Genomic DNA, 10,837 nt, shown 5'->3' with positions numbered 1-10,837 from the left:
CAATGACCTGGCGGGGTCAAAAGTGGAGACGAGTGCGCGTTAGACTGACAGCACCTCGCCCAGTCAGTCGGGTCTCCGCGCGGCGGTTTGGTGGAGAGCAGAGACTGTTGGTCTGACGACCGGGCGTGATGGGACCAGTCGTCTCTATGTTGGCATTCTCGCGGTTTCGTTCCGAAGCGCCTCTCGCTGATCTTTCCAGCACAACGGAAGCCGTTTCGACGCCGTCAGCATGCCATGGCCACCAGATGTGATTGTTCCCGTGAGGACGGCCGCCTGAATGTCCGGCGCCAGAAACGCGAGCCGAACCCGCTGCATCTCGCTGGAGGCTTTTGGACCGCGCGCTAACCGAAGCTGGTCGCCGCTGTTGTCCGGTGAGATCCCACAATCCCACAGGATCGCGTGTCCTGCTCGAAGGCGACGGATCAACGGCCTATCAATTCCGGTCGGTCTCGCCCTGCCCGGACCGGCAGGGCCGATTGACCAGGTTCGCCCGCCTCGCACTTTCAGCCGCACGGCCATGACAATCCGCATGACGCCCGAATGTATGTGGTCGGCGACAACTTGATCACCCGGGGCGAGGCGCGCTCGAGCCTGATTGATCCCGACCGGCTCGCCGGCCAAGGCCGACAGACCCCGGGCATTCAGCAGCAGATGGACCTGGGCGGCATGCACCTCGACCTTTGAAACGGTCCGCCAGATCCCAGCATCGAGATCCTGCCGCGGAATCCCGGGCGCAAGCAGCGCGCACCGTCCGATGATCAACTGCTCAAGCGCCGCGGCGGGAACCCTGCGAATCGTGTCGTCTTCATCGGCGCCATACGAACCGAATGGGACGACCCGCGCGGCGTAGAAGTTGTAGGTACGGGACTTGGCCCGATGAACCAGCCCCTCCATCGACTGCCCTATCGAGTCGAACACCTTTCCCGCCAACCGAAGGCTCATTGCCTTGGGGACATGCTCCCTACGCAGGCGCGCCTTGACGGCGACCTGAGCCTGAACCGCCTCGAACGTTGCTCGGTCGATGATTGCGGAATGCCGGCCAGGATAGCTGACGGCCTTGTGCGGAATGTCACCGAGGTAGGTGCGGTTTCTCAAGATGTGCGTCAGCGCGCCGCGGCTGAATAAGAACCCTCCCATCGGTCGGCCCGACAGCGTCACCCAACGCTTGGATCGGATGTTCTGATCGGTCAGCCAGAGCTGAAGCGCGTAAGTCGAACCCAGCTCGAGCAACTTGTGGAAGATCAGCCGGACCGTGGCGGCTTCGGGCTCGTTGATCACCAACGCGCGTCGAACCGCATCAGTCGGGCGATCATATCCAAGCGGAAGGCTACCTCCCATCCAGATGCCCTTGGCCTTGGAGGCCGCGATCTTGTCGCGGATGCGCTCGCCGGTGACCTCACGCTCGAACTGGGCGAACGACAACAGGACGTTCAGGGTTAGCCTGCCCATCGAGCTCGTGGTGTTGAACGCCTGGGTGACACTGACAAAGGACGCCTTGGCCTTGTCGAGCGCCTCGATGATCCGAGCGAAATCCGTCAGTGACCTGGTCAGGCGGTCGACCTTGTAGACGACCACCACGTCGATCCGTCGGGCGGCCACATCGGCCAACAGACGGCGAAGACCCGGCCGGATCAAGCTTGCTCCGGAAAATCCGCCGTCGTCATAGTGCTCGTGATCGAGGATCCACCCCTCCCCGGCCTGGGAGCGGACGTAGGCTTCGCAGAGCTCGCGCTGTGCATGCAGGCTGTTGAACGCCTGCTCCAGGCCCTCGTCAGAACTCTTGCGGGTGTAGATCGCACATCGGACCACCGGTAACGCCGGCGCCGTCACGCCCTTACCTCCAGGCGGAGCCCGAAGAACCTGGGTCCGTTCCAGCGCGTACCAGTTATCAGCCGCGCCACCTCGGAGAGGCTGCCATATGGCTTTCCCTCGTAGCAGACGCCCGCTTCGAGGATTTCGACGTGGTGCAGCACGCCCCTGTACTCTCGGGTCACGCGCGTCCCGGCGGGTGGATTGGGCATTCGGGGCATCGACGTGCTCCGAAGGCGCTGGCGCGTCGCGGCGTCCAAGCCGCCATAGACGGCTGACTGAATCCGCCAGGCGATGATCATTCTGAGGAGTTCGACGGAGCGCATCTTCGGCGGCGCGCCCCATTTCCGATGACGCCATTCTGCTCTCAGCTCTTGGAGTGTCGCTGTCTCGAGCGCTCGCACTTCATTGTCGATCTTCTCGGAACCGACACCTCCAGCAATCAACTTTGCCACATCAACCTCCTCGTCCGAGATCGGACGCAGAGACTATGACGCCGTTGCTTCACAGAATGATAGTGACCCGCCGGGATGCAAATACTCGACGCCTATTTACTCCGTTTTGATTCATCTATAGTGGAGATGAATTGGCATTTGACTGCCTCCACCGCCACTTTTTTCTTCAAATCCTTGTGACACAAGGGTTTGCGGAGAGAAGAATTCTCGCATCATCAAATCCATCCTAAAAGCTCGCGGCGTTGACCGAAGCAGCCCCGTTCGGCTGACGATTCAGAATGGCTCTTGATGGGTCGTCCCGATTCCGAAGAGCGACCGCTGCCATGCGTCTCGACGCGGCACCGGGTCGTGCGGATCGGCCAGATGATCGAATTCAGGCAGCGCCTCAGGTTGCCCAGGGCATCGAGCTCGACGCCACAAAAGGGCAGAGGCGCGCCTGTTACGGCGTGTCAGAAGACTGCTCTTCATCCGGTGTGCGGGCGTTCACGCCCGCAAGGGCTCCACCGACTGCATCCGCTGCTGCCACCCATCCCGGCATTCCCTGCAAAATGCGCTCGGCATTTTTCACGGGCGTGATGTGGCCGTAGTGATCCTCGATCATCTTGACGGAGGTTCCCATCTGGTGAGCCAGGAACAGGGAATCGACACCCTCCGTTAGACGGAACGTCGCGTAGGTGTGCCGGAAGCAATAGGTGCTTCGGCGACTTCCCGTCGAGCTATGCAGCAGGCCGGATTTCTCCAGGAGCAATGCGAGAAGGCCATAGTAGAGGGTCTTGGATGAAGCACCCTTGATGGTCGTGAAGACGAAGTCGTTTGGCTTCGTCGCCCGCGACAGCGCGCGGACGCGATCAAGGTATTCGGCGACATTGGTGGTTGCGACGAGGGAGCGGGATTTGGCCTTGCCCCACACACTGAGGATCACGAACTTTCTGCCCTGCTTGTCGGTGCGCGCCGAGACGTCACGCCATTTGAGATTCCGTGCCTCCGACGGCCTCATGCCGGTGTTCGTCATGATGAGCAGGAAATTGTAGGCCATCGTCCGGCACCACCGATGCAGCGGAGACTTCGCTTTCTTGATCCAATCGCGGGCGAAGGTGTGGAGCTTGCGGTACTCCTCGGGCGTGAACTCCTCGCGAGCAACCTTGCTGACGGGCAGCTTGTCTTTGAAGACCTGGCTCTCGCGGATGAGCCTCTTCGAGGCGGCGTAGCCCATCACCGAGCGAAACGTCACCATCTCGTCGCGGATCGTGCCGTCGCTCACGCGCCCGCCGGACCGCCCCTTCCCATTCTGCTGACGCCACATGGGATACTCGGTCCACCGATCAGCGCCGATCTGGGTGATCTGGATATTTCCGACATAGCGGTTGAGCTGAACGCGGATGTGGGACTCGATCACGCGCCAGCGGTGCATCGTGATCTGGCCGGCCTCGGCACGCCCCTTCTGGAGGACCTGGAACTCCTTAGCGACATCGCTGAAGAGCTTATTGAAAATCGGCACGTCGTGCTTGATGCGGAAGCGGATCTCCGCGTCGTGCTCAAGCGCCCTATCGCGAGCAACGCTGATTTCGGGAGTCTTGAGGGAGACCGTTTTGTAGCGGTTCTCGTCCGGCACCTTGATGCGGCAGTACCAATTCCGGTGCTTCACGTCAGATCGACGGAAGATAACCAGACCAGTCTTCACCTCTTGGATGTCGACCATGAAGGTCATGGACCCTCACTTCTGTGTAGATTCTGTGTAGAAAAATCTCATAAGCCCTTGATTTGAGAACCTGTGTATGAGTTGTGTAGGTCGAATTTGAAAATAAGTTGATTGAAAAACAATAGGTTAGAATTGCCAAAGCATTACATAGGTGTATTGATGCACTGCCATCGTACTGATTCCCAAGAGTAATTTTGCTTCAAAATTGCCTGTGTATCTTCTGTGTATATTGAAATTGGACTTTTTATAGTGTCCAGCTATGCCATATCCAGAATCCTCGGTCTATTGATATGGCTTGGTCATCCACAGAGCCGTTGCCACGCATGACCTGAGCTGCAGGGCGATCAACGCCACTCAAGTCAACGCAGGTCTAGCTGCCGCCGACACCCCCGCGCCAAGGCGACAACGCGCTATGGATTTGCATGGCAATCTCGCAATCTACAGATTACCGTTGGGGCGGAGGGCAGCATGAGCGTCATAATTCACAATCCAGACCAGTACATGGCGTCTCTGCGGACAATTATTGCGCAGGGTCGGAAGAAGATTGGCTTGCTGATTGGGGCTGGAGCGCCGGCCGGAATGTCGAAGTCAGACGGCACCTACCCGCTAATACCTGCGGTTGCTGGATTGACGGAGCAAGTTCTTAATGCGCTCCAACCCAAGTACGCGACTCAGATAGCGGGACTGAAGGCTGAGCTACCCAGGGACGACATCGAGACTCTACTCAGCCGGATTCGCTCGCTCTCAAAGGTCATCGGCAAGAGCAAGGTTCACGACCTAGATGGCTCTGGCTATCAGGCGTTCGGAGAGGAAATTTGCGCTGAAATCGGCAAGATCGTTGACGCACGGCTGCCCAAATCTGGATCCGCTTACGCTGACCTCGTCAATTGGATTACGGGCGCGGCGCGAGACCATCCCGTCGAGGTCTTTACGACCAACTACGACCTGCTGCTCGAAGAGGCTTTCGAGGCTGTACGGGCACCTTATTTCGACGGGTTCACCGGTGGGCGCGAGCCCTTCTTCGATCCTGTATCCGTTGCGAGCAACGATCTCCCGCCACGCTGGACGCGCCTTTGGAAACTTCACGGCTCACTCGGATGGTGCGCCGGCGAGGACGACGATGTGATCCGCACCGGCAAAAGCAGTGCGACACATTTGGTGTTCCCTGAGCATCTGAAATACGACCAGACGCAAAAGGCTCCCTACACGGCGCTGCTTGATCGCCTGAAAGCTTTCCTCAGCACCGACGATACCCTGCTCATCTCAATCGGCTTTTCGTATGCCGACGCGCACATCGCGGCTCGCATCGATGAGGGCTTGGCCGGCAATGCGTCTGCCAGTGTCTTTGCCTTCGCCTTCAAGCCTCTGGATGAGGAGCAGCCAGCTTGCGACTTGGCGAGCAAGCGCCCGAACTTCAGCGTCTATGCCCGCGACAAGGCCATGATGAATGGGATGCGTGGCGCATGGACGGTACCCGCTGATTTGCCCAGCAAGGATTGGGGGCCGATACGTTCCACCTATTGGGGCAAACCGAAGGCAGGCGAGCCTGACCAGTTCCTACTCGGAGGGATCGAGGCGTTTGGAAGGTTCTTCGCCGCATCCCGATCAGCTCAGATTTTTGCTTCGACGGCGGCACCCGCTAGCGGGACACCTGGGGCGCTGCCTGGTGCCATGGTCGCTCCGTGAGCGCCCCGACACTCTTGGGGCATGTCGGTGCCGTGTCCGGGGCGATGGTCAGCATTCGGCAATTCCAGGGCATTGCCTCCGGCATCGCCATCATCGGAGGACGTAGCTACCGCGTCGGCCAAGTCGGCAGCTTCGTGCGGATACCTCAAGGGTATCACGACCTATATGGCATCATCGCCGATGTCGGAGCGACGGCTACTCCTGAGGTCTTGAAGGACACCTCCGCGCGCGGCGAAAGGTGGATGACGGTTCAGCTAGTCGGAGAAATTGTTGAGGCTGAATTTGAGCGAGGCGTAAGCCAGTACCCCTCGATCAATGACGAGGTTCACCTCGTCACGGAATCCGATCTTGAGAAAATCTACGGAACCTCTGAGTCCGGCCAAGTGACAATCGGTCGTCTTGCCGCTGCAGAAAGCATTCCGGTTAAAATTGACTTGAACCGCCTGCTCACGCGCCATTCTGCGGTGCTTGGCTCGACCGGCTCAGGCAAGTCGACCACCGTAGCAAGCCTGCTGCGCTCTATCTCTGCAGGGCAGGGAGGCGAGAACCCTTTTCCCTCCGCACGCATCCTCCTTCTCGACGTTCACGGTGAGTACGGGACGGCGTTGGCGGGCGTTGCAAAGACGTTTCGCGTCAATGCGACGGAGGGAGCCGAGCCCCTTCACATCCCCTACTGGGCGATGGACGTCGGTGACCTGCTACATTTTCTGATGGGAAAAGTTGAGGAGAAAGCTCTAGCGCCCATCCTCGACAAAATCCTCGACATGAAGCTGTCCGCGGCTACCGCAGCGGGTTTCCCCGGGGTTGATGCGAACTCCCTGACGTCAGATAGCCCGATACCGTTCAGCCTTAAGCGCCTCTGGTTCGAGCTCATCGACCCCGAAATCAAGACGTGGAATGAAATCGCGCGCACCACCAGCGCCGTCATTGATGCCGGCGATGCTGAGACACTCAAACAGCCGCACTATCCATTGCCAGGTGCTGGCAACTCATCACCGTTCATGAACAATGCCAACGTCCTATCTATTCGTCGGCAGTTGGCACTCTTGAGATCGCGCCTTCTCGATCGTCAGTACGACTTCATGCTCCATCCCGGCGATTGGGAACCCAAGCTCGATGGCAGCGTGACCAAAGACCTTGCCGCACTCCTTGAGGATTGGATCGGGCATGACAAGCCAATCACTATTCTCGACCTCTCCGGCGTTCCCAGTGGGGTGATGACCCGCCTGGTGGGTGGGATTCTCAATATCATCTACCAAGGACTGTTTTGGGGACGTGAGCTGCCGGAGGGGGGGCGCCAGCGGCCGCAACTTATCGTCATGGAGGAAGCGCACCGCTACCTCGGTAAGGATGGCGAAAGTCCGGCTCGTGAGATGGTTCAACGCATAGTGAAGGAGGGGCGCAAATTTGGTGTCGGCGCGATGATTGTCAGCCAGCGGCCGTCGGAGATCGACGACACTATCCTCTCTCAATGCGGGACGTTTTTTGCGCTCCGCCTGTCGAATGCGAGCGACCGATCAAAGGTTCAAGCAGCGCTTCCTGACAATCTAAGCGGTGTCGTTGATAGCCTGCCAGTGCTCCGCACCGGCGAGGCCATCATCATCGGTGAAGCAGCAAAATTGCCTGTCAGATGCCGCGTTACGCTACCCCAAGAAGGCCAGCGACCAGAAAGTAGCGACCCATCCGTCGCTGCGGCTTGGTCGGCCGCCCAGACGAAGGGTGACTACGAAACGCTTGTCGCCGCTTGGCGTGCCCAGAACACAAAATGGAAAAAGCCGGATGCTGCCGGTGGAGGTGGATGATGGATCGTGTGCCAGTTAGCTCATCGAATTTGGCGGCCGTTGGCTACGACCCCGACAGTGAAACTCTGGAGGTCGAGTTCATCAAGACGGGGCTCTATCATTACTTCAATGTTCCACTGTTCATGCATGAACGCCTCATGTCTGCCGACTCTGTCGGGAAATTCTTCAATGCTGAAATCAAAAACGCCTACCCCTGCGCGAAGGCATAGAGCGATCTTCGTCGGCATTGTCGAAACGCTCTAGGAGGAGATTTTCATTGAGCCAACCGTCGCCGCATCCCGTTGATGTCCATGTGGGCGGCATGATCCGCGCCCACCGGAAGCGCCTCGGCATGAGCCAAAGCCAGCTCGCGGACGCGCTCGGCCTGACGTTCCAGCAGGTTCAAAAATACGAGCGCGGCAGCAACCGGGTGTCGGCGTCGAAGCTGTTCGACATCGCCCAGACACTCGGCCTCACGATCTCTACCTTCTTTGAGGGACTGGATCGCGTCGAGGCGACTGGCTCCTCGATCTCCCCCGACCTCATCCAGTTCGCGATCACGCCGGGTGCCGATAAGGTCATGCACGCCTTCAAGCGCCTGACGCCCAACGTGCGCAAAGCCCTCGCCGACCTCATTGCGGTGATGCCTGCTGACGCGGATGAGGTGGGCGAACTCGAACCCGTCGGATAGCAGCATACCCAGCCTCAAAAGAGGCTGAGCTGCTGGGAGGCCGCCCGGTATTCGCGCCACTCGATGGTGTCGGCCGCCTCGGCAAGCCAGGCTTCCACAAAGGGAACCGGACCGCCGGCCGCCTCGATCTCCTCGTTCGCCAGGAACGATGAGCGATAGCCGGTCTCGGTGAACGGCAGCCGCGCGCGTTCGGGCTTGATGCTCTTCACCTCCAGATGGGCGGGATGCATGTTGGGGAAGCGCTCTCCCAGGCTCAGCCAGTCGGGCTCATAGTTGATGAGAAGCGTGATGCCTTCCCAGTCGATGGTGGCGGAGATGATGGTGCGTTCGGTCATGGCTGGCTCCCGTTTTGTGCGCGCCCCAATGGCGCAGTGGACGAGAGCTCTGAGCCGTCCGGGATAGCGTTGCGGGAACAGGCCGCGCGTCAGCGCGCCGGGCACCGGGGCGGAGTTGCACAAGCCGTCAGGCGCGGGAGCGAGCCGCCTTGTACGCAGCGCGCAGACGGCATGATCTCGGCACATTCACAGCGTCATGGGGCGTGCAAATGGGCGCCGTAGTCGACGTGACCCTATAGCCCCATCATCATGGTGCAGCGGGGAGACGTGTTGCTGAGTACGTATGTAGCGGTGGTAGCCGTGCTGCTGGACGCGCATCCGGAATTGCGTGTGGGGTTGAACGTCGTGATCTTGCCGGTTCCAGGCATTCCATCATCGATCTTGGAATCGATGTTCCACGCCTCTTCAGTCGTGAGTACGGGGTTGTAGAGGTAATTGTTAGATGTCGACGGTGCCCACCCAAATTCCAGCCAATGCGTGCTGTTGCTCGGCGGAAACATATCCAAGTACCACCCCAGAAAATTAGGGTCACCTATGGCGACGATGCCCCATCCTGCATTCTGAATCTTGCTGCGCGGCACATTGGTCCCGGGCGCAATGGCCCACGTCGCTGCATTTTCGTAAGTGCCGGTGAACGTCCCTTCGATAAGTCCGGCGTTCGCCAGATGTTGCCAATAGCGGTAGACCTCCCGGCTTTTCGCCGACGTCGACACCTCCACGGTTCCATCACTGTCACCGTCGCAGGTCAGCGCTGACGTGGAAGCTGTATTCTGACAGGTGGCAGCGACTGACGATAGCTCGCCCCAGAAGCTCGTTGCATTGGCTATGTCACCAGGCAGCCCAAAGAACCGGTCTCGGAAGCTGTGCGTGGCGGTGACATATCGCTGATAGTCTGAAGTCACTGAGCGCAGCTCACTGGCGCGGATAAGCGACTTCCCCGCCAGTATCCCACCCGTCAACAAACCAAGGATGACAAGAACAATCGATAATTCAACTAAACTGAACGCTCTATTCATATAGCCAGATTAATACTCTGACGTTTTTGAATTACAATTCATTTGGCGAGTGATGTAGTTGCCGCCCCTCACGGGGCGGCCTGCGCATTCAGCCAATCAGTCGCGGCCTGCGCCTTGCTGGCGGCGGTGAAGATGGCGCGGTTGTCGCCCTTCAGCACTTTCAGCCAGGACGCGATATAGCCGGCATGGTCACTGCGCGGCTCGGGCGAAAGGCCGAGATCAGCGCAGAGGAACGCCGCACCCAACTCGGCGACGAGCTCTTCCATCGCATAGGACTCAGAACCGAAGCGACCGGACAGGTCGCGATCCAGCCGGTGCTTTGCGCCGGTGGCATGGACGCATTCATGGCCGAGGGTGGCGTAGTAGCCATTGGCCTCATGGAAGTGGCTGTAGGGCGGCATCTGCACGGTGTCGGTGCTCGGCCGATAAAAGGCCTGGCTGCCTTCGTGGTTCACCACGATGGGAAGCCCCTTGAAGAAGGATTCCGCCCGCGCATCCCTCTCGGACTCCGAGAGCGGCGTGATCGCGGGGATGGTATAGCCCTCCACCTGGTCGGCGTTGAACACATGGTAGGCTCTGGCCACGAACCGGCGGCGGGGATCACCGTCGTCGGCATCGTCCGAAGCTCCACCGGCTAGATCCTTCCAGAACACGACGGTGGCGGACTTCTCACCCTTACGAACCGGATGACCCAGCTCAAGCCACTGCTTGAAGGTCGCCCAGTAAGGCGTGGCGTAGCCCTTGGCGTTGCCCGTCAGCCAGAGCAGCAGGGTGTTGATTCCTCGGTAGCTGCGGTCGCTGGCGACGTTTTTGGGCATACCCGGCACGCGCTGCCAGGGAAGGCTGCAGGTGCCGGTGCCAGCCTCGATGGCGGCGATGATCTGATCGGTGACCTCGCTGTAGAGGTCGGTTTTCTGACCAGGGCGGAAGGAGGTAGCGGGGGTCATTGCTGACCCCCGACCCGCTCGGTGATGGCGCGCATCACGATGCGGCCTTGGAGAGGCACGGCATCGCAGCTGATCGAGAAGCCCATGCCGTCTTTGTTCGGCCAGGCCGCCCCGATGGGCGTCCAGCTAGAGGCTTCGCCGTCGCCGCTGACACGGTAGAGGCGGTGGGTTGGTTTGCGGCCGGTGGTTTCAGGTTCGGATTTGGCCATTGGAGGTCTCCTTCATGTTTTGCCGCGGACCATTCCGCGGCTTCATGGGGAGCCCTGGGCGACGGCCTATGAGGCGTCGGTCACACCCCGCGCGTCAGCGCGCCCGCAGGGAGCGGAGCTGCACGGAGCCGAAGGCGTAGGAAGCGAGCTGGGTTGATTGAGGCCGGGACGGCGCCAAAACGCTCACCGATAGAAGCCGTGATGTCCCG

11 protein-coding genes are annotated in these 10,837 nt (G+C 59.8%); 4 read left to right on the top strand and 7 right to left on the bottom strand.

Going from position 1 to position 10,837, the window contains the following annotated elements:
- Nucleotides 1-144 precede the first annotated feature (144 nt).
- From ACODSL_RS14800 to ACODSL_RS14790, 3 genes are all read right to left on the bottom strand, one after another.
- Nucleotides 145-1,830 carry a recombinase family protein gene (locus ACODSL_RS14800; RefSeq protein ID WP_488901467.1) on the bottom strand — a complete coding sequence of 562 codons (1,686 nt, stop codon included), beginning with the start codon at nucleotides 1,828-1,830 and terminating at the stop codon, nucleotides 145-147.
- The gene (locus tag ACODSL_RS14795; protein ID WP_488901466.1) at nucleotides 1,827-2,264 is read right to left on the bottom strand and encodes a DUF2924 domain-containing protein; all 438 of its coding nucleotides are present in this window, start codon (nucleotides 2,262-2,264) and stop codon (nucleotides 1,827-1,829) included. The genes ACODSL_RS14800 and ACODSL_RS14795 overlap by 4 nt, the downstream gene beginning before the upstream one ends.
- Nucleotides 2,265-2,703: 439 nt before the next feature.
- Nucleotides 2,704-3,972: a tyrosine-type recombinase/integrase gene (locus ACODSL_RS14790; RefSeq protein ID WP_488901465.1), complete on the bottom strand. Its 1,269-nt coding sequence runs from the start codon at nucleotides 3,970-3,972 to the stop codon at nucleotides 2,704-2,706.
- Nucleotides 3,973-4,431: 459 nt separating this feature from the next.
- Between ACODSL_RS14790 and ACODSL_RS14785 the strand changes: the two genes are divergently transcribed.
- Genes ACODSL_RS14785 through ACODSL_RS14770 form a run of 4 tightly spaced genes read left to right on the top strand, consistent with a single transcriptional unit; the run spans nucleotide 4,432 to nucleotide 8,121 of the window.
- Complete coding sequence (locus tag ACODSL_RS14785) at nucleotides 4,432-5,649, top strand: SIR2 family NAD-dependent protein deacylase (RefSeq protein WP_488901464.1); 1,218 nt, start codon at nucleotides 4,432-4,434, stop codon at nucleotides 5,647-5,649.
- Nucleotides 5,646-7,451, top strand: coding sequence for an ATP-binding protein (locus tag ACODSL_RS14780; protein ID WP_488901463.1), 1,806 nt, complete (start codon nucleotides 5,646-5,648; stop codon nucleotides 7,449-7,451). Before ACODSL_RS14785 ends, ACODSL_RS14780 begins: the two co-directional genes overlap by 4 nt.
- The gene (locus ACODSL_RS14775; protein ID WP_488901462.1) at nucleotides 7,448-7,660 is read left to right on the top strand and encodes a KTSC domain-containing protein; all 213 of its coding nucleotides are present in this window, start codon (nucleotides 7,448-7,450) and stop codon (nucleotides 7,658-7,660) included. Before ACODSL_RS14780 ends, ACODSL_RS14775 begins: the two co-directional genes overlap by 4 nt.
- 47 nt (nucleotides 7,661-7,707) lie before the next feature.
- A complete protein-coding gene (locus ACODSL_RS14770; protein WP_488901461.1) occupies nucleotides 7,708-8,121 on the top strand; it encodes a helix-turn-helix domain-containing protein in 414 nt (137 codons plus the stop codon).
- Nucleotides 8,122-8,135: 14 nt separating this feature from the next.
- On the opposite strand, the gene ACODSL_RS14765 is transcribed toward ACODSL_RS14770, so the two are convergent.
- The 4 genes from ACODSL_RS14765 to ACODSL_RS14750 all read right to left on the bottom strand — a co-directional run bounded on the left by ACODSL_RS14765 (nucleotide 8,136) and on the right by ACODSL_RS14750 (nucleotide 10,628).
- A complete protein-coding gene (locus ACODSL_RS14765) occupies nucleotides 8,136-8,456 on the bottom strand; it encodes a hypothetical protein (RefSeq protein WP_488901460.1) in 321 nt (106 codons plus the stop codon).
- A gap of 233 nt (nucleotides 8,457-8,689) precedes the next feature.
- Entirely contained in the window at nucleotides 8,690-9,472 is a 783-nt protein-coding gene (locus ACODSL_RS14760; RefSeq protein WP_488901459.1) for a type II secretion system protein, read from the bottom strand.
- Nucleotides 9,473-9,540: 68 nt separating this feature from the next.
- Nucleotides 9,541-10,419 (bottom strand): ArdC family protein, encoded by an 879-nt coding sequence (locus ACODSL_RS14755; RefSeq protein WP_488901458.1) that lies wholly within the window; start codon nucleotides 10,417-10,419, stop codon nucleotides 9,541-9,543.
- Nucleotides 10,416-10,628: a hypothetical protein gene (locus ACODSL_RS14750; RefSeq protein ID WP_488901457.1), complete on the bottom strand. Its 213-nt coding sequence runs from the start codon at nucleotides 10,626-10,628 to the stop codon at nucleotides 10,416-10,418. The genes ACODSL_RS14755 and ACODSL_RS14750 overlap by 4 nt, the downstream gene beginning before the upstream one ends.
- Between the last annotated feature and the right edge of the window lie 209 nt (nucleotides 10,629-10,837).

Source organism: Caulobacter sp. FG121 (genome assembly GCF_057809815.1).
Note: the sequence above shows the minus strand (reverse complement) of the source record. Positions and strands in the feature narration are given on the sequence as shown.